Origin of the sequence: Anaerobacillus sp. MEB173 (assembly GCF_052119505.1) — a bacterium.
Taxonomy (GTDB): Bacteria; Bacillota; Bacilli; order Bacillales; family JBJMAU01; genus JBJMAU01.
The window spans coordinates 662,694-684,237 of sequence record NZ_JBJMAU010000001.1; the positions used below are offsets into that span (position 1 = coordinate 662,694).

17 protein-coding genes are annotated in these 21,544 nt (G+C 36.4%); 3 read left to right on the plus strand and 14 right to left on the minus strand.

Annotation, left to right across the window (positions count from 1 at the left end; all coding sequences use genetic code 11):
* Nucleotides 1-15 precede the first annotated feature (15 nt).
* The 4 genes from ACJ2A9_RS03325 to ACJ2A9_RS03340 form a co-directional block, all read right to left on the minus strand.
* Complete coding sequence (locus tag ACJ2A9_RS03325; RefSeq protein WP_441420175.1) at nt 16-960, minus strand: alpha/beta hydrolase family protein; 945 nt, start codon at nt 958-960, stop codon at nt 16-18.
* 145 nt (nt 961-1,105) lie between these two features.
* Nucleotides 1,106-1,285 carry a small acid-soluble spore protein H gene (locus tag ACJ2A9_RS03330; RefSeq protein WP_441420176.1) on the minus strand — a complete coding sequence of 60 codons (180 nt, stop codon included), beginning with the start codon at nt 1,283-1,285 and terminating at the stop codon, nt 1,106-1,108.
* A 96-nt stretch (nt 1,286-1,381) separates the two neighbouring features.
* A complete protein-coding gene (locus tag ACJ2A9_RS03335; protein ID WP_441420177.1) occupies nt 1,382-2,407 on the minus strand; it encodes a F510_1955 family glycosylhydrolase in 1,026 nt (341 codons plus the stop codon).
* Between the two features lie 151 nt (nt 2,408-2,558).
* Nucleotides 2,559-4,016, minus strand: a complete 1,458-nt coding sequence (locus ACJ2A9_RS03340; protein ID WP_441420178.1) for a YncE family protein — start codon at nt 4,014-4,016, stop codon at nt 2,559-2,561.
* 122 nt (nt 4,017-4,138) lie between these two features.
* Between ACJ2A9_RS03340 and ACJ2A9_RS03345 the strand changes: the two genes are divergently transcribed.
* Nucleotides 4,139-4,720, plus strand: a complete 582-nt coding sequence (locus ACJ2A9_RS03345) for a hypothetical protein (RefSeq protein ID WP_441420179.1) — start codon at nt 4,139-4,141, stop codon at nt 4,718-4,720.
* 126 nt (nt 4,721-4,846) lie between these two features.
* Here the strand turns inward: ACJ2A9_RS03345 and ACJ2A9_RS03350 are convergent, their stop codons facing one another.
* Complete coding sequence (locus ACJ2A9_RS03350) at nt 4,847-5,485, minus strand: NAD(P)-dependent oxidoreductase (protein ID WP_441420180.1); 639 nt, start codon at nt 5,483-5,485, stop codon at nt 4,847-4,849.
* Nucleotides 5,486-5,694: 209 nt separating this feature from the next.
* Between ACJ2A9_RS03350 and ACJ2A9_RS03355 the strand changes: the two genes are divergently transcribed.
* Nucleotides 5,695-6,132: an Rrf2 family transcriptional regulator gene (locus ACJ2A9_RS03355; RefSeq protein ID WP_441420181.1), complete on the plus strand. Its 438-nt coding sequence runs from the start codon at nt 5,695-5,697 to the stop codon at nt 6,130-6,132.
* Nucleotides 6,133-6,428: 296 nt separating this feature from the next.
* Here ACJ2A9_RS03355 and ACJ2A9_RS03360 read toward each other — a convergent pair whose 3' ends face one another.
* The 9 genes from ACJ2A9_RS03360 to ACJ2A9_RS03400 form a co-directional block, all read right to left on the minus strand.
* Nucleotides 6,429-7,199, minus strand: a complete 771-nt coding sequence (locus ACJ2A9_RS03360) for a M15 family metallopeptidase (RefSeq protein ID WP_441420182.1) — start codon at nt 7,197-7,199, stop codon at nt 6,429-6,431.
* Between the two features lie 308 nt (nt 7,200-7,507).
* Entirely contained in the window at nt 7,508-9,049 is a 1,542-nt protein-coding gene (locus tag ACJ2A9_RS03365; RefSeq protein ID WP_441420183.1) for a multicopper oxidase family protein, read from the minus strand.
* A gap of 181 nt (nt 9,050-9,230) precedes the next feature.
* Nucleotides 9,231-10,601 carry a 4Fe-4S binding protein gene (locus ACJ2A9_RS03370; protein ID WP_441420184.1) on the minus strand — a complete coding sequence of 457 codons (1,371 nt, stop codon included), beginning with the start codon at nt 10,599-10,601 and terminating at the stop codon, nt 9,231-9,233.
* Between the two features lie 549 nt (nt 10,602-11,150).
* Entirely contained in the window at nt 11,151-12,296 is a 1,146-nt protein-coding gene (locus ACJ2A9_RS03375) for a YncE family protein (protein ID WP_441420185.1), read from the minus strand.
* Nucleotides 12,297-12,388: 92 nt separating this feature from the next.
* Nucleotides 12,389-13,789 (minus strand): sensor histidine kinase, encoded by a 1,401-nt coding sequence (locus tag ACJ2A9_RS03380; protein WP_441420186.1) that lies wholly within the window; start codon nt 13,787-13,789, stop codon nt 12,389-12,391.
* 51 nt (nt 13,790-13,840) lie between these two features.
* Complete coding sequence (locus tag ACJ2A9_RS03385) at nt 13,841-14,539, minus strand: response regulator transcription factor (protein WP_441420187.1); 699 nt, start codon at nt 14,537-14,539, stop codon at nt 13,841-13,843.
* Between the two features lie 171 nt (nt 14,540-14,710).
* Entirely contained in the window at nt 14,711-17,260 is a 2,550-nt protein-coding gene (locus ACJ2A9_RS03390; RefSeq protein ID WP_441420188.1) for a PEP/pyruvate-binding domain-containing protein, read from the minus strand.
* Between the two features lie 102 nt (nt 17,261-17,362).
* The gene (cysI, locus tag ACJ2A9_RS03395; protein WP_441420189.1) at nt 17,363-19,084 is read right to left on the minus strand and encodes an assimilatory sulfite reductase (NADPH) hemoprotein subunit; all 1,722 of its coding nucleotides are present in this window, start codon (nt 19,082-19,084) and stop codon (nt 17,363-17,365) included.
* 28 nt (nt 19,085-19,112) lie between these two features.
* Nucleotides 19,113-20,939 (minus strand): assimilatory sulfite reductase (NADPH) flavoprotein subunit, encoded by a 1,827-nt coding sequence (locus ACJ2A9_RS03400; protein ID WP_441420190.1) that lies wholly within the window; start codon nt 20,937-20,939, stop codon nt 19,113-19,115.
* 251 nt (nt 20,940-21,190) lie between these two features.
* Between ACJ2A9_RS03400 and ACJ2A9_RS03405 the strand changes: the two genes are divergently transcribed.
* A complete protein-coding gene (locus ACJ2A9_RS03405; protein WP_441420191.1) occupies nt 21,191-21,472 on the plus strand; it encodes a hypothetical protein in 282 nt (93 codons plus the stop codon).
* The last annotated feature ends 72 nt before the right edge of the window (nt 21,473-21,544 follow it).

The following is a 21,544-nucleotide window of genomic DNA, read 5'->3' on the forward strand; positions in this document are numbered from 1 at the left end:
ATAATACTTGTCACTTTACTTATTCACCCGATTTAGCCAGTCGATAATTTTGGGCATAAGCTCTCTATGAAGCGGGGTTCTAACTTGCTCGCGATAAGCGACAACCACTTTTTGAATCGAGACATTCCCTTCTTGTTGGCGTAAAACATGATTCATCCCATTAATAACATGTACTTCTGCTGGACCAGAGACAAGCTCAGGTACGTCATATACTTTTTCGACTCTTGTTTGGATATCCTTTGATCCATTAATTGCCAAAACCGGACACGTAACCTTTTTCATCGCTCCTTTTAAATCATAATGAAAATGTTCTCTGAACCATTTTGCGGGCATTTTTACAAATTGAACTCGGATCATATCCTTCTTACTTGCTGCCATTTTTCTAAATATCTTCTCAGCTTTCTTTTCAGCTTTTTCCGTTACTTTTAATTTTTTGATTAACCATCCCTTTAGTCCTGTCTCGTTATTCATTTCTTCATATGCTAACTCTCTTTGATATTTTGTCGCACTTTCAATTGTATCTCCCGCTCCAGCAATGAGAATTAGACCTGAAACTGGGGTTCTTTCATTCAATGCTGTCGCTAGCATTGTTCCTTCACTATGACCTAAAACAAAGATACGATTTTCATCTACGTGAGGATGCTCACGCAAATAATTTAGTGCACTTTCAGCATCGTCGACTAAATCCCACATTCCTGCACGTGCAAGATCCCCTTCGCTTTCACCAACTCCTCTTTTATCATAGCGAAGAGAAATGTAGCCAGCATCCGTTAACGATTCTGCAATCAGCTTATATAGGTTAAGTTCTAATGATGGTTGATTTCCATCCCGATTACCTGGACCGGATCCAGCAATTAGTAAAACAGCTGGAGCTTTTTCATCAACGGTATACGGATATGACATTGTTGCACCTATGTTAACCTTGCCTTTAATTTGAATTCTCTCTTCTCCTATATTCATCCTGATTTACCTCCTGTAGGTAATTGATTATTATCATTATCAATAATGATAATAATAGAAAGTAAAGCAAATTGCAACTGGTCAAAAAGCAAAAATAAAGAGATAACCAATAAAATTTTTAAATGGTTATCTCTCTACTGTAGTTTTATTGTTCTTGTAAGCTGTCTACAGAAATACTTTGTTTACTATTCGGATTATCTAACGGATGGATTGTTGCCATTCCACTTTGTTGATCTACATGCTCGATGTAAATCTGTTTTCCATTGTACATTACATTAGCCATATTTGGTGAAGACGCAATTTGTTGAGCTCGTTGTGCATCCATTTTCTAGCACACCTCCTTTGAATTTGAACAATTATAATATTTGTTCAAAAATCCAGAGCTATACTTTATAAATAAATTTTCTTTTCAACTGCACCTTTAATCCTGAAGCTTACCTTGTTTAACCAGCAATTGCCATGTCTCACCCTGATTATTTGATAAATAGACATCCCCATTGATCGTTGAAAAAACAAGCTCTGCTTCATTTTGTGGGTTTTGCGCAAAATACATGACTGCATCTTGTTTCATTTTCGGCAATGCAATTTCCTCTCCACTTCCACTTTCAAGTGAATATTTTATAAGTTCTGGTTCATTTCCATACGCCCCATACCATAATGTATCTTCAGAAAAATGAACTGAAATCCCCTGTTTATTTGTTGTTAATAATGTAAAGCTCTCTCCCGCATCCTCTGATAAATAAACTCCTGCTTCTGTCGTTAAGGCAACGGTATCTTCATTCGTTGGATGAACAGCAATATTTAGAATATGACCTCCTAAATCAGCTGTACTTATTTCATTCCACGTTTGCCCATCATCTTTTGATACAAAAAACCCTAAATCCAATGTTGGATTTTGATATTCATTAAGTAAGTAGATAGCATGGTTATAATAACCTACACCCATTGCATGAAAATCACTTTGCCCTTCCATTGCTAAATCTTCTAATGTTTGTCCATCATCATAGCTTCTTTTTAACCCTAATGGATTAGGAAGGTTTACTCCAGCTCCAGGGTGTCCACTCGTATAAAAACCTTTGTCAACAGGGGTAAAGCCCATATAATCATTGTTAAAATCCTTTGTTTTAAACCATTCTCCATTTTCATACACCTTTACACCGTCATGTGCAGCAAAAAATATCGCATTTTGGTTGCCGGCATAACCTATGCCATGGATATGATCCATATTACCAGTAAATGGTTCATAAAAATCATGTGCAGCAATTACTTGACTGCCATTATCAGTTTCGATATCAACAGTTTCTTTTTCCTCATTATCCTCCACTATTACTTGCTCATTACTTGTCTCGGTTTCTGCTTCTTCCTTTGCAGAATCACCATTGCCACATCCAGATAATAGTAAAGTCAAAGACATTGCTGCCCCTATAAAAAATAAACCTTTTTTCAAAACGATACCTCCTGTGTCCTTCTTTATATTCATCTAATAAATTAACTTATATTTATTAAGAAACTATGAAGAAAAACAAATAATTGAACATTTTAATTTATTGTCAGCTTTTTTTCCTTCATATACAATCACTAAGTTGACCACAATTCATTTATTTTTTTAACTGTATCGTTACTTCTTCGTTCTGAAGGAATGGTGAAAATTTTACTGTTAAACTTTCACTTCTACTGTTCATTAACGGGTTCATATCAACAGTCTTTTCAAACACCGCTAAGTAACTTGGGTGATGCGAATCACCATTTTCTACAATCCAATGCTTAACGGGTGCCTTTAGTCCATTTTCCGATGTTAATGATGTAATCTCAGACCAATTGATCGAATTTAAGTCACCTGAGTGAGTTGTTAACGATAAGCGGACTGCATAGTAATCAAATAAATTGAGGTCAGTTAATTGTTCAACAATTTCTACATTCTCCGCATTATAAGGTGATAGTAATTCAATATCAAATTCAATTCCATCAATATAATCACTTTGCTGTAGTGAATGACGATCGTGATTGGCTTGTGACCATTTTTCATTGATTACTTCAAGATCTTTAAATGTAACAAGCTCTTTTAACGTCATTTCATGTGGTTCTGCACCTAAAGGAATCATCTCAATAACTTCAAGAGTTTGTCGATCAATAACAGCTAAATCATTTGATTCACGATGTGTAACGAACGCCCAATTTCCATCAGGTGAAAAAGATATGTGATTTGCATAAGATCCCGTCTCGATTCGATCAGTTACCGTAAATGTTTCCTTATCAATAACCGATACGTCATTCGAATGATTATTTGCTGTCCATACTTCTTGGCCATCTGGTGAAACCGTAACACCATGAACTCCTTCTCCTGCTTCGATTTCCTCTACGACTTCAAAGGTAACCATATCAATCACTGAAATTGTATTTGAGCGAACATTGGCCACATATGCAAAATCTAAAGTTGGACTTACCGCAACCTCATTTGGGATCTCTCCGACTGGAACAGACGCTAACACTTGAAATGTGTAAGCATCAATAACACTGATCGTATTCGCATTTACATTCGCTACCCAAACTTGTGATCCATCGATAGTGACTGAAATATGGGCCGGACCGGGATCTGTTTCAATAAATGCAACAACTTCAAATAATGCAGTATCAACAACTGCTATTCCTCCACCTTCGTCATTACCTAATCCTGGATTTAACGAAATATACAAGTATTGACCAGAAGGATGGATATCAATTCCATGAACACCTTCATCAAATTCAATTTCATTCATAATCTCCTCAGTCATTACATCGACTGCTAACAGGCTTTTCCCGTCAAATCCCGTACCAATATAGAGTGTTTCTTGATCTGGAGATTGTGCAATTCCATGTGAAAGTTGTTCGTAGTTAAACTGCATAGCTTTTACAGGTTCACTTTCTGATAGGTCAACAGCTGAAACGGTACCATCAGCAGCATTAGCAACATAAAATCGCGGCACATCAAACGTATTCGTTTTATTTAAAGTGAAAAAAAATAATGCAGCAATGAGTAGCACTACTGAAAACCCTATGATTACTGTTTTATTTTTCATAACCTTCCCCTCCTTAATCGTTATTATAGAAAAAAAGTAAGGAGAAACAATGAAGAAAATTTGACTTAAGATGTCATAATTGTTTTTGTTGAAAATAAAACATAGATAAGGAGGGGAATGAAATGACTTCCATATATAGTCTGCTAATCACCTATTTTATTATTATCTTATGGATTCTAAGCTTTACGTTTTTGTATAGAAAACGTATTAGTTATATGACTGGTATGATGATTGCAATGTCAACAGGGATGACCATTGGCCTAACATTCGGAATTGTACTGGGAATACTGTATTCGGATCAACTTTTTAAGATGACGGTGATTAGTATGATAATAGGAGGCATGACTGGAGTTATCTTTGGAATTCAATTTAATATTATTGCTGTGATAGATGGCTTTATGTCGGGCATTATGGGCGGGATGATGGGAGTAATGTTAGGTGTAATGATTCCAAATGACACAATAAATACTGTTATTAATGTTTTCGCCGTTTTCTCTTCAGGTATTCTTTTTCTTTTATTTTTACTGATCCAACACGATATTATCATCAAAGAAAAAGGCTGGAGGAAGTTCTTTTTTGCAAAACAACTTCCACTTTTTCTGGTCGTTATCCTATTCTTCATTTTATCTAATCAATATCAATATCCCATTCCTAGAGCGGATATCGATCATTCTTCTCATTTATATAATAGTACACATAAATAAAGTAATTGAAATGAATAAAAATTTAATCCTAGAGTAAAATCCCCACATATTAAAAAATAAGTGGGGATTTTATTAACGGGTTCCGTTTTTTATCGCTAAACCTAGTACTGTATTATACGTCACTAATTACTCTGCTTCGCCAACGACAGTAAAACGTTCGTTTATATGCTGTGGATTTTCAATTTCATCTAAAACTGCAATTGCGTAATCCTCATAACTGATATAGCTTTCACCTTTTGAATTTACAAGAAGGTGATCCTTTCCTGACTTATACTCTCCAGTTCTTTTTCCTTCCGCATCAAATACGGCAGAAGGACTGATAAATGTCCATTTTATGTCAGTTGTTGTTTGTAATTCTTGCAAATTTCTCGCTTGACCTTTTGCTGTTGGCTTTACAAAATCCGGAAATTCAGGTGTATCAATTAGCTGAACCGTTTTATTTTCATCGACATAAAGACTTCCAGCACCACCGACGATGATCCCTCTTCCATTAGTTCCTTTTAAAGCCTCAATTAATGCATGTCCAGCATCCACATGTGCTTGTTCCTCACCAAGAGGAGCACCGAAAGCATTTACAACTATTTCAAACTGCTTAACATCATCTTGTGTAAGATCTAATATATTTTTTTCGATCACCGCAACATTCGTGTCTTTTATTTTTGACTTATCCCTAACGATAGCAGTAACTTGATGTCCACGGCTAACTGCTTCCTTCAAAATAAGTCTACCTGCTTTCCCGCTTGCACCAACAATTCCAATTTTCATTTTATAGTCCCCCTGTAATGATAAAATCAGTTGTAATCAATACGATTACATGTAATCATTTTAGTTACAATTTAGTTGGATGTCAACAATTTAAAAATCATTTTTTATTATGAATAACGTTTTAGTTATAATAGACTTGTAATCGAATGAATTACATAATGATCATATTAATTTATTTTCTCAAAAAAATATAAGGAAGGTGACTGAAGGTGTCCATCAGCAGTAGATTTTCCGTTGGCATTCATATATTAACTGTGATTGAATTAAATAAAGATGGAGTAAGTACATCTGAATTTATAGCAGGAAGTGTTAACACAAACCCTGCCGTCATTAGAAAAATTATGGGTATGTTAAAAAAGGCAGGATTAATAATGGTGCAACCTGGTATTGCAGGAGCAGAACTCGCAAAGGATTTATCGGATATTACATTGCTTGATGTTTATAAAGCGGTAAATGTTGTCAAGGAAAAAGAACTTTTTAGTATTCACGAAAATCCGAACCCTGATTGTACCGTCGGAAGGAATATTCAAAATACAATTGAACCACTCTTTTTCAGTGCTCAACATGCATTGGAAAAGGTTCTCGAAAATGTGACCATTGAAGATGTAGTAAAGGATGTTATTGAAAATGAGAAATTAAACGGTTAATGTAAGTAATTAGTAAAAGACATCCTCCTTTAGGAATGTCTTTTTATATTACCGAACAATTTAACACATAAATATGTAGGTTAAAATGTCACCATATGCCAGCCAATGTACCTTACAATTTTGACAACAAATTACCATGCAAATTTAAAGAAATAATAAGTACAAATACCGATATATCAATAAAAAAATGACTGTTAAATCGATATCCAATTTAACAGTCATTTTTCATTACATTTTCAATATTTGTAATAGGTAACGAATACCGCTAGGATTTTATTGCTTATTTTTCAACAACGCTACTGCAGAAAATACTCTTCCAATGTTATCTTTCGCTCAAAAATCTCCAGAGCTGCTGTTTTACCAACATAACGTATATGCCAGGGTTCATAGGAATATCCGGTGATCTCTGTTTTATCTTTCGGATAACGAATAATAAAACCAAAATTATGGGCATTTTCCATTAACCACATTCCTTCACTCGTTTCACCAAATTCCTCGGTAATCTTCAAGTTAACACTACGACTGGTAATATCCATTGCGAGTCCTGTTTGATGCTCACTTTGCCCAGGATATGCACTAACTTTCCTGGCTTCATGCTCACCTTTCTGATTCACATAATAAGCAAAAACAGCTTCCTGCCGTTCATACGATCTATATCCTGACACTGCGAATATTTCGACATCTTCTTTATCAGCTTCCAAAAATAGCTCTTCTAATGCATGTGCTGCTTCCTCTCGCATTAATCTTTTGGAAATATTTCCCTCAAAAGAAAAAGGAACTTCCGGTTCTATTAAATCCTCCGGTTCATAGTCATATGGTAACTGCCTATCCTTATTTACCAATATTAGAATATCAGATAAATTAGTAACAATTTGCCTCCCCTCAGGATCTACTTTTGTCGTTCCTTCTATAGAAGGTTGTATTTCTTCATACTCTGTATTGATGCCGTCTAGCTTCTCTACATCTTTTAAAAGATTTTCTTCCTTCGTTTCCTTATTACAGCCTGTGATCATTATACAAAGTATTCCAATTAAAAGAATCACAAGTGTTTTTCTTCCAATACACAACCGTAACACATCCCATTTCTTTTGTCTCTTTGTATCGTATTATTTAACTTCTTGTACGAAATCTACATTGTATATTAAATAGCAAATCCTCTATAGAATCAAGCTGGTATTTTATACTTAGTAAGAATAGGAGACTTTATGGGGGGAATTTCATTAGTTGCAACTAATAGGGGGTGAACACAGTTCTTAAAATTAGTGTATTAAGTTACTTCCACTAAATTTACAACTGCTAGCCTACTATCAAATAAACTTATATTGGGTAAATAAAATCGCCGAAAGAATAGCTTTCGGCGATTGTTATTTAGTAGTTAAAAATTAGGTTCAAAACCCTCATATTTAATTTCTGAGATCATTCCGCTACTTGCATGATGAAGTTCATGACAATGGAATACCCAATTACCTTCATTATCAGCAACAAAAACAATTTCATATGTTTCATTTGGTCTGACGTTTAAAGTATCTTTTATAATTGGTGAACCTTCAATCGGTTGACCGTCTTTAGAAATGACTGAGAAAAGGTGACCATGAGAATGCATTGGATGATCAACATCACTATTATTTGTGATTGTCATTTTAACAATATCTCCCGATTCAACATGATAAACTTCGTGCTCAGGTGATTTCTTCCCGTTAATCGTAAAAGTCTCTCCACCGTCATTTGAATCTAGAATCATATCATATTCTTTTGTAATCTCACTTCCATCTAGTGAATGTGCTATTGAAGTACCATAAGATGTAAAATCGAAATAATCTACGATGTCATCTGAACTTACGAGTGATTCTGATTCAAACCCTTCGTAAACAACAGGGATTAATCCATTTAACTTATCACGATTCTCTTCTGCAAAAACATGAATCCCCCATGCACCTGGATTATCAAGTGTAAGTTCTACATCATAACGCTCTCCTGGGGCAATTCGTAGCGCTTTATTTTTTATTAACTCAGGTTCGTTTACAGGTTGACCATCATAATGCGTCACTTTAAATGAGTGCTCAGGTATAGAGATCACTTGAGTATATAATCCAGCATTTAAAAATCGTAGTTTTGCTTTGTCTCCTTCTTTTACATTAATGATGTCAAAAGCAGGATCTGCTTTTCCATTAATAATTAACGTATCATACATCTCATTCATCATTTCGTTATGAGATTCCCCAGCCATTTGGGCTGATGTATCACCATGGCCCCCATGACCATGAGTCATGTCTTGATTCATGGCACCGTGGTCCATTTCAGACATGTTACCAACAATTTCTGATTCCATTGTTGACCACTCATTAATGATCACCATTTGATCAAGGTTAAATTCTTCTTGATCACTTGGCTCGACAATGATTGCACCATATAATCCTTTAAATAATTGCTGGGCACTATTTTCATGAGAATGATACCAATACGTTCCTGGTGTATCAGCCTTGAAAGAATATATAAATTCTTCACCTGGCAAAACTGTATTCTGAGTAATTCCTGGTACGCCATCCATCTCATTTGTTATAGGTAAGCCATGAAGATGCAGTGCCGTTGGAAATGGGAGTGAGTTTTTAAAATGAATTTCAACATTCTCCCCTTCCCGAACTCGAATTTCTTCACCAGGGACTTTGCCATTATAAGTCCAAGCCATACTCATTAAATCATCGTTATACATCCAATGTTCTTCGACCGCTTCAATTTTCATAATTTTTATTTCATCAGCAGCATCATTACTTTCATTATTCTGTTCCTCAATAATAGCCTCTTCACTATTACCGTCTTCCGCTATCTCAGCGTTTTGCTCTGCATTACAGCCGATTAATAAAAACACTAAGAACAATGCTGAAATTCCAACCGTTAATCTTGCTATCAATACAATCACCTTCTCCTTATTAATTACGTTCATAGATATAATAAGCAAGAAGTGTAAAAAAACTATGAAGAAAGTTTGTTAAAAAATATAAATTACTATTTTGAAAGAAATTTAGTTAAATCTAATTTTCCATAAATAGGATTTAATCAAAAAAGAGAATCGCGTATCCCTCGATTCTCTTAAGTCATATTTAGTGAACTCGGTGATCCATTGGAAGCGAAAAAAGGATAAAGTTTAGTACTGCAAATAGAATCATAATAAAGTAGAACGGCCATAACTTACTAGCGGGCTTCTTATGCCCAATACGATAAACAGAATACAATGAACCGATTAAACCTAATCCAATAATAACATATTGTCCAATCCTTACTGATTCATCAGATGTAATTGCAATATCTCCAGTCATTTCAATCCCAAAAAGAGCAACAGTATTAAACCAAACAGCCTTTCCTTCCGTTAGCAAATGGAACAGGTTGTGACCAATATGACCTGCTAAATCCAGTGGAATAATTGCATATCCGTAACGAATAAAATTATCTCGTAATGAAGAACTAGTATCCACAGAAACCGTCACTTTTGCAGTGATCCACATCAACATGATTGGAATAATCATCGCGATAATAAAGGCAATTGTAAAGTTTACAACATAAAGACTTGTCCCTGTTACAGCACCAATACCTGCTAAAACGTTTTCCCAAAATTCAAGCATCGTCATGTTTTGAACAAATACGATTCCCATGATGACCATGGCTAAAAACGCATGCTCAAGACGCGGATTTTTGATAAACCATAATTCTTTTGTCGGTTTTCTTACTGAAATTCGAATCGAATCATTTGGACAAGTTTTTACACAGTTACCACAAAGGTTACAGTCAGCACTTGTATCCATTGTTCGAACAAATTGAAACATTGGACAGCCCTCTGTTTTTTCGTTTCCTTTAAAGCATTCTTGTGTTTTACAAGTTCGGCAAATATCTGGTGTTCCTCTTAACTCCAACATTCCTGCCCGTGAATAGTTCCCTGCTAATCCTCCTAAGAAACATAATGTTTTACAAAATGTTCGTCTTTCATAAAAAACGGATGTAATTACCACCATTGTAAATAAACCTAGTAATAAATACCCCGAACCTCTTGGAGATTCTACTACTCCCCATATATGATCGCCCCACGTAATTAAAATAAAAGATAAGTCAATTAGCCAAATCCCATATTTCTTTAAAAACTTTGGCATTGGTCTCTCTTTTCCTACTAGCTTACGAACAATATCACTTGTTTTACCAAATGGACAAACAGCACACCAGAATCTCCCTAATGCAATAAAAATAATCGGAATCATAGGCCACCATAACACCCACGTCATGGAAATCCCAAAGTTGTTATGTGGATCAACAGTACCTATGACTAATTGAAATACGATAACTGCAAATACGCCCATTCCCATCCATTGAAAAATTCCTGGATACCAACGACTTTGTATAAATTTCTTAACTAAAGGGATAGTAAGTAAATTATTATGTTTTTTGGGTTGTTCTAAATCAAGTTTATGTTCTGGTTTTGCCATCTTAGTTCTTCCTCCTTCTTAGCCATTTATGCCAAGCACCATACAATTGAAATCCTGCATTTAACACACCAAAGGATCCTAGTACAATATAGTTTGGAGGAGTTTCTTCATAGCTATGACCCTCATCTCCATGTGAGTCACTGTGACCGGCTTCGTGTAGGTTTCCATGGTCGTCTTCATGATCGTCTTCATGCTCATCCTCATGTTTGTCGTCATGTCCTAAATGTTGATCCTTATGTAGACTTTCAATGTTAACTGTATGTTCAATATGTTCAATATCTTCATCATGACTCCCTTCTATATCATCATGATCAATCTCTCCATGTAAGTCATCTTCTTTCTCATCATTGTGTCCATGGGGGACATCACCAGGTGCTGTAAAATTTGCATTTTATAGGAGGATTTAAATTAATGTGTGAATGATCTGTAAAGAAAATTTGTATAAAAATAGTCTTTTTTATTCATAATCATTTTCTACTTTGTATTTCGATAACAGCTACAAAAAAACCTAGGCACTGGTTTTAAACTAATGCCTAGGTTTATCCTTTTTTAATTGATCGAAATTCCGTTTGGATACTCGCCAACTTCAATTTTCTCTACTTCCTCTAATGTTTCTAAATCAACAACAGAAATTGTCTCTTCAAACATGTTTGTAATGAATGCATAGCGGCTGTCATCTGAAATAACAATACCATGTGCTCCAAATCCTACCGTTACTTCTTTTACTTCTTGGAAGTCTTCTAGACTAATCACAGTAACTGTATTAGACGGGTTTTCTTCACTTCCCTGATTTGCAACGACAACATATTTGTTATCATAGCTAGCATACATTTGGACTGGACCAACCCCAACATCAACTTTCTCAATTACTTCTTGAACTTCAGTATCAATAATCGCTAATTGATTGTCAGCATGTAAACCAGCAAATGCATACTTTCCATCATGTGAAAACCCTGTTTGCACTGCACCTTCACCTACTGGAATACGGTTAATTTCTTCCTTTGTTTTAAGATCAATGATACTAACATCTGCGCTATTCATATTGGCAACATATACGTATTGTTGATCAGGTGAAATACGTAAACCATGCGGATATTGTCCCACTACAATTCTTGTTATTTCACCAGTCGCGCGTTCGATAATTGTCACCGTGTTATCACCGGAGTTAGAACCTATGACGATGTTACCATCTTGAGTAATTGAAACGTGTGCAGGATGGTCTCCAACTGGATACTCTTCAACTTTTTCAAGTGTATTTAGATCATAAGCAACAATAGTTGGACCTTGTTCATCTCCATGCCCATGAGCATCGCTCGTTTGCTCATCACCATGTCCATGGCTCTCTTCTTCACGGTGACCATGCGGTGGGTTAATTGTTAACCAAACAAGGTTTGTTTCTTTGTTAACTTCTACATTATGTGCTTCTCCATCTAACAGAACGACTTCTTGACGACCTTCAGGATAATAAATCACTGATAATGTTTCATCATTCTCATTCGCAACAGCAACAATGTATTCTTCTTCAGATACTTCTAGATCTTCTTCCTCGACTGTAGGTTCCTCTGATGAAATTTCTTCACCTTCTACCTCTGGCTCTGCTGAATCCGCCTCTTCTTGTGCTCCCCCACAAGCTGCTAAGAAACTAACTATCATAGTAACTAAAAATAATACAATCCACTTTTTCAGTTTTATCATTTATTGTTCTCCCCTTTCAAATCCAATTGTAGAATACAATTGTAAAAAAACTATGAACCGGGGAAAAGTCATACTATTTTTAGTATAAAATATCATTTTTCTTTAGGGAGAGTAATATAGAACGTTGTACCTTTCCCTTCCACACTCTCTACTTTTACTTCTCCACCATGTAGCTCAACCACTTGCTTTACAATGGCTAGTCCCAGTCCACTTCCACCGCTTTTGCTTGAACGAGATTTATCAACCCGATAGAAGCGATCCCATATATATGGTAGATCTTCATGAGGAATGCCTTTCCCCGTATCAGTGATTTCAATAACATAGTTCTCCCGTCCATCCTCGATCTTTATCGTAATGTTTCCACCTTTTTCAGTATAACGAATACTATTTTCCAATAAATTAATCACTGCTTGACCAAGGCGGTGCTGGTCAATTGTAAACTCTATTCTTTCATCAGCAATGATTTCATAGCTTAATGAATTTTGGTCAAACATTAACTGCCTGCTCTCTACAATTGCTTGTAACCACGGAACGGCTTTCGTTTGCTCCAAATCCATTTTTATACGTCCCTCTTCTAATTTCGTTAACTGAAAAAGATCGCTTACTAAATGCTCCATTCTCTTTGCTTCGTTATAAATGACTTCAATATTTCTACGCCAATCTGTTGCATCAACCTGATCAGCGTCCTTCATAATCGCAGAGTAGCCCTTAATATACGTGATTGGTGTTCTGAGGTCATGGGAAATATGAGAAATAAATTGCTGTCTTGAATCCCGGTACTCTTTGAGTTGTTTCGCCATTGATGTAATATCTTTTGCCAATTGTCCGACTTCATCATCCCCAACAATGCTTGGTGTATTATCAAAATCGCCTTTCGCAATTTGGTTTGTCACCCTTCCCATTTCAGTTAGTGGCCTAGAAATTTTTCTCGTTAAATAGATTGTCATTAATAGCCCAATGAAAAAAGTAATAATACCCATGATTATTAACAACATTAATAACTTAATTTTTGTTTGTTCGAATTTCCCTGTATCTTGGTCAATAAATAAATACCCAGTAATTTCATCGTCTACAACAATAGGTTGTAGTGCCCAAATATGTGGAATATGAAAGTCAATTCCTGTATTAAAGTAATCAATAATCGGAAATTCCGTTAACTCTTGGCTTTCCTCGATTACCCATTCCTTATAAATGTCAATCCATTCATCATGAATTAAATTCGATTTAACAACAGTATAAAAATCCGTATCAAACAGAATTAAATGCACGTCATCTTTTTGTTCCATTAAGATAACATGATGAACCGTATCTAAATTAAAGTTTTCTTCAATCACTTGTGAGTGAGCAGTAATACGGTGAATCACATCTTCTGTTAAGTTATCTTTATAAAATGTTTTCGAGATCGTATAAGATACAAAAATCATTGTCCCGATCACAAGAATTAATAAAGTAACGATAATAATTGTTATATTTGTTGATAAACGTTTCTTCAAAAATACATCCCCCCTTAACTATGCTAAAGTAAAAAGACGAAGTAACTTTAGTTATTTCGCCTCTTCCAAGATTTGATAACCTACTCCCCAAACGGTTTCAATTATTGTTTTTTGATAACCTGCTTGCTTCAATTTTTCTCTCACATTTTTAATATGGGCATCAACAGTTCTTGTGTCACCTTCATAATAGTCATCCCATTCTAATTCTAATAAATGTTCGCGGCTAAAGACCCGTCCTGGATTCGTAGCTAATCGTGTTAACAATTGAAATTCCTTTTTTGTGAGCGGAATCGTTTTCCCTTCGTAACTTACTTTCATTTTTTCTATGTCAAAACGTAATTGATGTAGAATGAACTCATCTTTATTTTGCACTTCCCCTCGCTTTGAACGCCGCAGGACAGATTCGATCCGGGCAACCAGCTCACGAGGTTCAAAAGGTTTTACAATATAATCATCTGCACCTGTTTGAAGGCCTTCAACTACATGATCAGAATCACCTAATGCTGTTAATAAAATAACCGGCAATTCGTGATTGATCGCTTCTCTAATTTTTTTAAGTACTTCAAATCCATCGACAGTAGGCATCATAATATCTAGGATAACGATATCATATGGGTGATCCATAACCTTTTGCAGTGCTTCAAATCCGGATGCAGCCTCGTCAACAAAATAACCATGGGGCTTTAAGCAAATTGACAATAAATTTCTCATTTCGATCTCATCATCAACGATTAAGATCCTCTTCTCCATCACAGTCTCCTCCACTCTTACACATTGTCTCTAACCAATTAAATCTATTTGAATATATCATATTATTTTCTTCTTCATTTTAAAATAAAAGTATGGAGAAACTATGAAAATGTTAAGGCTTTTTCCCAACCGTAAAATAACTAAGGATAGATCAAACTAATTTGTACGTATTTATTTGCATATAAGCTTTTGAGTGACAATATCTGAAAATACTTCTAATCCACCTGTTTTTACAATGTGAATCACATCTGAGTATTGGCTGCTTTCTGGTAATAAGCTTGGCAGTAAGTTCTCTTTTTCTAAAATTGGCTTTGGATGATAGATTACATCCTTCTGTCCATCAAAAATTGCCACATAAAAGATTCCCGTTTCAACAAGATCCTGAAAAAAGTGGCTGCCGTATGATAATTCTGGCATAAAGCCTTCCTCATCGGAAGCAACTTCACAAATAACCATCATATTTGATATTTCTGTAAAATGGACCGGAACACCTAATGACGGGGTTGTTGTTCCCCATCTTCCCGGTCCGATCAGCATAACGTTTTCTCCTTTTAACGCTGTATTAATCTTCCCAATTTGCCTTGCTATTGCGTATTTTCCTTGTTCATTACGCTTTAGATAGTCTTTCGCCGAAACAAAAATAACATAATCAATCGGCAGACGGACGTTCCCCCCCATAAAGTTTCCTTTTGTTGCAAAAAAACATTCGTCTTTATTCGTTAATTTGGGAATCGCTACAGGTTTCCCTAACCCTCTCGTTTGCAAAGGACGACACTGCAGCAGATTAATTTTAAATTGCCCCGCACTCGAAAAATTTGCCGTAAATTCAATGTCAACAGGGTACTCATATACGTTTGAAAGAAGTGCCAATATTTCTCTCATCACTGTTGGAAACTCGGTATTTTTCAATAGTTGTTGAAAGTCTAATATATAAGGCATGTGTGCATTTTTATACCCAAGTTCACGTAGACGATCGGCTGTTTCATAATCTATTCTCGCAAAAAGATTCTTTTCCACTTTCAAATCAGTGGAAAATACTTCATCCAACCTTTTACTTGTTAGCATATTTTCATTTGTCGAAAGAATATCTACATAGTGCTGTGAAAATTGTTTTTCATCATCGATACTGAAAAGTGGCTTTCGCAGCGGATCATCAAGAGTAACAATCCTTGCGTAATCCTCAACTGTTCTATCTACCGCTCTTGTCCCGAGTCCAAATACTAATCGAAGCATACCTGCATCCATATCGATCTTTTTATCCCATACATAGAGATTTGAGGAGTTTCCAACACCTGCAATATGAGGGAAGAATTGATCTTGATAATGATCGCCCGACACCCGCTGAATTAATATTGCCATTTGTTCGTCTTTCTCAAACAGCCCTCGATTCATCCGATATGTTAGGGCATCCTCATTCATCGTACTTGCATAAACAGTCCGAATCGCCTGTTCGAACGCCTCATATCGTTCCTCAGGCGTACCTTGATTAACACAAAACACACTTTCATATTTCCCCGCAAAGGCATTGCCGAAATTATCTTCAAGTAATGAACTTGAACGAACAATAATTGGTGATTGACCAAAGTACTCCAATATTTGCATAAATTGTTCTTTAATATTCTCCGGGAACCTTCCTCGAAGCATTTTCTCTTGCAGCTCAGGGGCATAAGTAAAATATCCCTCTTTTGTCTTTTGTTTCACCCGCAGTTTCCACCATCCATTTTGGACAATATACGTGTAAAACACATCAGACCCTAAATAAAAGGAATCATGCGGCTCTAAAAATGGAGTAAAGTATTCATTTGCATCCTTTTCAATTATTTTTCTAGCAAGAAGCATCCCGACACTTTTTCCACCGATAAATCCTGTCCCCACTTCTCTTGAAGCAATCATTAAGATATCTTGTAAAGTAAAATAACGGTCGCAAAGCTCAAACATTTTTGATTCATTGCCGATAAGCAAGGACATTAAATGACGTTTCACCTTTTCTTGCTGTTCAATGCTCTCATTAAGTAATTCTTTTGCTTCATTAAACACAATATTCCAATAATCCAACCGTTCCTCACCGCGATAAATCGATGAAAATAACTGAGCAGCCTCAGCACTTGCACTTATGCAAATCGCCTCTTGTCCATCGATCAGATGCGGGAAAAACATCGTTGGTGAATAGCGCCCTGAAGCCTTTAATGGATGAATATAGCATTTGTTCTCTACTTCATATAAATCGAGTAATAACTGAGTGGTCTCTCTTATTGTCGCTATTGTACTATACGTATGAGCATTACGAATGATCGCAAAATAAGCAATTGTATCAAGTTCATATAGAAAAGGACATGATACTTTAAAAAAGTTCCCAATCATCAAATCAGAATGCCAATATTGTAATAACTCGGTTAAACAATCAAATATATAGAAAGCCTTTCTTCCTTCTTGCTCGATTAAGCTATGTACTGTAGTTGCAAAGCTTTCAAATCCCTTTGTTGCGTCCACATGATAAATGGTAATATTAGAATCCTCATTAAAAAGCGGCTCGTGATTTCCGAAGCGGACATAGACCAATTTTCTTTGATCAAGTCTCGCTTGCACAACGTAAGGATTTACCATTTTTTTATAATGTGAAACTGAGTCTACTTGCCAGACAACATTATCTCCAAGTCGAAGCATATCTATTGCCTGATCAAAACCTTTTAATCCGGTACTTACCTTATCATGTCGATCCATTATTTACCAACCGCCTCTCTCATAAAATTGATTGCCTATATCTTTATAGTAATGTGCTATAGCAAAAAGAGACAGGAATATATCCTGCCTCTACTTAATGAATTAATCGTGAAAATTTGTACCGTCTGTTACGGCTTTAACAATTCCAGCGCGGACGACAAAGTCACCAAAGTGCTCTCCATCAATTCGTTCTTTCGCATAACGGGAAAGAAGTACACGTAATTCACTTAAAATTTCTTCTTCACCGATGTTTTCACGGTAAATTTTACTTAGACGGCTGCCATCAAAAGCAGCACCAAGATACATATTGTATTTTCCAGGTGACTTACCGATAAAGGCAATTTCCCCAAGCGCATGTCTTGCACATCCGTTTGGACATCCAGTCATACGGATTGTGATTTCTTTTTCCTGCAAGCCATTTTCATCGATGATTTCATCAATCTTATCAATAAGTTTTGGTAAATAACGTTCTGCTTCCGCCATTGCCAATCCACAAGTTGGAAGAGCAACACAAGCAATTGAGCTGCGTCGAAGAGCTGAAAATTGCTTACCATCTGTTAAACCATATTGTTCAATCAGCTCACTGATCTGTTTCTTTTTCTGAGTAGTGACATTCCCAATAATCAGGTTTTGGTTCGATGTTAAACGAAAATCTCCAGTATGAACTTTGGCAATTTCACGCAATGCTGTTTTCAGCTTAAAATTATCAAAGTCAGCAACACGGCCGCCTTCGATAAACATTGTAAAATGCCATCTTCCTTTGACCCCTTTGACCCAGCCGTAGCGATCTCCATTACTATCAAAGTGAAACGGCTTTGCTTCAGCAAGACTCCAACCGAGTCGGTTTTGAAGTTCTTCTACTACTGTTTCAAGGCCAAGGCGGTCAACTGTATATTTAAAGCGTGCATTTTTACGCTCTGAACGGTTACCATAGTCACGTTGAATTGTAATCACTTTTTCAGCGACATCATACATTTGCTCCGGTGTAATAAAGCCAATCACTTTACCAAGTTGAGGATAGGTCTCTTTATCTCCATGAGACATCCCCATACCCCCGCCAATAGTTACATTGAAGCCAACAAGCTTATCATCTTCAACAATCGCGATAAATCCCAGGTCTTGCGAGAAGACGTCAATATCATTTGACGGTGGAACGGCAATACCAATCTTAAATTTTCGCGGTAAATAAAGCGGTCCATACATCGGTTCAACTTCCTCAACGTCAGGTGTACCGGCTACTTTTTCTTCATCAAGCCAAATTTCATGATACGCTCTTGTACGCGGCAGTAAATCATCACTTAACTTTTTCGACCATTCGTAGACTTCAGTATGAACTTCTGACTGATATGGGTTTGACGTACACATTACATTACGGTTTACATCACCACATGCTGCGATCGTATCTAGCATTGAATTATGGATCGCCTGAATAGTGCTTTTCATGTTCCATTTTAAGATTCCGTGCATTTGGAATGTTTCACGAGTTGTTAGTTTTAACGTACCATTCCCGTATTTATCTGCTAGTTCATCCATGACAAGCCATTGTTCCGGCTTTGAAACACCACCAGGCATACGAACACGTAACATGAATTGATAAGCTGGTTCAAGCTTTTGTTTTTGACGTTCATTACGAAGATCACGGTCATCCTGTAAATAGCTGCCATGATGCTTCATTAAACGATTGTCATCATCTGGTATACCCGCACTTAATCGATCTAGCATAACTTCCTTTAATGTGCCACGCAAAAAGTCACTTTCTTCTTTGATACGTTCAACATCACTCGGTTTTCCCGCCGGTGCACTGATAGTTGTTTTGTTCACCATGTTGATAAAATCTCCCTTCCATCCCAAATCAATATACGTCACGTTGGTAACGCTTTTGTTGTTGCATATCACTAAGGTATTCTTCAGCCTTTTCACGACTCATCTTACCTTCAGTTGCAATAATTTCAAGCAGTGCGTTATGAACGTCACGTGCCATATGTTTCTCATCACCGCAAACATAGAAAACTGCACCTTCTTCAAGCCATTGGAACAATTCCTTACTGTTTTCATACATGCGATGTTGAACATACACTTTCTCTTCTGTATCACGTGAGAAGGCAACATCCATTCTTGTAAGAACTCCGTCTTTTAGCCACTTTTGCCATTCTGTTTGGTAAAGGAAGTCCGTCACAAAGTGCTGATCACCAAAGAACATCCATGATTTTCCTTCTGCACCCATTTCCTCACGCTCCTGCATGAATGCTCGGAAAGGAGCGACACCTGTTCCTGGTCCAACCATAATAACCGGAGTTTCAGGATTTGCAGGCAGTTTAAAGTTTTGATTATGATGAATATACACTGGCACAGTATCCCCTAGCTGTAATCGTTCAGCTACATGGATAGAACAAACCCCTTTTCTTTCACGTTCATTGGCATTATATCGAACTGCACCAATTGTTAAGTGTACTTCGTCAGGGTTGGCCTGTAAACTACTGGCGATTGAATAAAGGCGAGGAGGCATTTTACGTAAAACAGAAACAAACTCTTGTGCTGAATTGCCCCACACACCGAAGTCACGAACTAAATCAAGTAAATCTCTTCCTTCAATGTACTCTTTTAACTTTTTTTCATTACCTGATGAAACAAGGTCAGATAGTCCCTCATTAGTTGAAAGCTGAGCCACTTTTTCAAGGAATGGTTTTGTTAAAACAGTAATCTCAAAATAAGACGTTAACGCATCTTTAAGTGTATACACTTCTCCTTGCTTATTGACGGTTACTTTTTCAGCACTATCCCAAGATAATCGTTCAAGCAATTCTTCAACTAATTCTGGATCATTTTCTGGAATGATACCGAGAGCATCTCCTGGTTCATAGGTTAAGCCAGAATCTATTAATGATAACTCAATGTGACGTGTTTCTTTATTAGAGCCACGACCATTCAAATTAATGTTTTCTAATACTTCTGCTTGATATGGGTTTGTACGTGAGTACGGGGAATCCACTGCTTGTTGTGCAGGTACAGCTACTTGTGCAGAAGCCGTATTTCCACCTGACACCTGACTTAAGCTACTAATTACACCATCGAGCCATTCAGCTGCTGGCTCATCAAAATCAAGATCACAATCTACACGTTGGTAAAGCTCCTTACCACCAAGCTCCCCTAAGCGTTTATCGAAATCTTTTCCGGTTTGGCAGAAAAATTCATATGAACTATCTCCTAGGGATAACACAGAATAACGAAGGTCATCTAGCTTAGGTGCCCGTTTTCCGTGTAGAAACTCGTGGAAAGAAAGTGCGTTATCGGGTGGAGTACCCTCACCATGTGTACTAACGACAATAAGTAAATTTTTCACCTTTTTTAATTGATTCGGTTTAAAATCACTCATTGACGAAACTGTCACTTGAAAGCCCTTGTCCTCTAGCTTCTTACCAGCATTCACGGCTAACCCTTGAGCATTTCCAGACTGTGAACCGTATAGTACTGTCACTTCTTTTGAAATTGGCTGCACAGCAGCTTGATCAGAACCAGTAGCCACTGTTGGTACAGGTGTACTGCTGACTGATGCTGGTTGAGATGCAGCTAAATAACCACTTAGCCAAACTTTTTGTGATTCTGTTAGCGATGGCAGAAGTTGATTAAGAAGCTCTACCTGCTCCTGATTAAAAGGACTGTTTATTACCTGAAGTTGCAACGATATCCACCTCACAAAGAAATATAAACTTAGCGTACGTTAGTTTTATAAGAAATAATAATTCCAACATTTTTTGCCATAAATTTATGATAGCTTCACTATTCCTATAAGTCAAGTAGGTTTTAGAGAATAAAGAGAAAGACTTGGATAGTAAGCGTATACATTGAAAAAAAGGGGGTATACTATACGAACTTACTGTTTCTGTCCACGAATTAATGGTTAATTCTTAGTAGTTTAGGAGGGTTTTTATTATGCAAATATTTTTGTCCCCAGAAATTATGAAAGAAAATATGCAAATATTAAACATTGTCGATCAACAAAACACGGCAGTTGGATATGTATCGTTTTTAATAAATGATAAAAAAATGTACGTTTATGGTCATTTAGAGAAGGAAGGGGTTTGTGAAGACTACAAAGACATTATTAAACCTTATATTTTGGGTATGAGGAAAACAATTGACGATCTTGAAGTTTATTCTTATATTTCAGTTGGCGGAAAAAAACTTACTCTAGATAAGGATGAGGGTGAGTAAAAGCCGAAAGTTAGAAAGCTAACAGTAGAAAAGAGACATAATTATCCTACCCCTAACTTTCAACTTTCAACT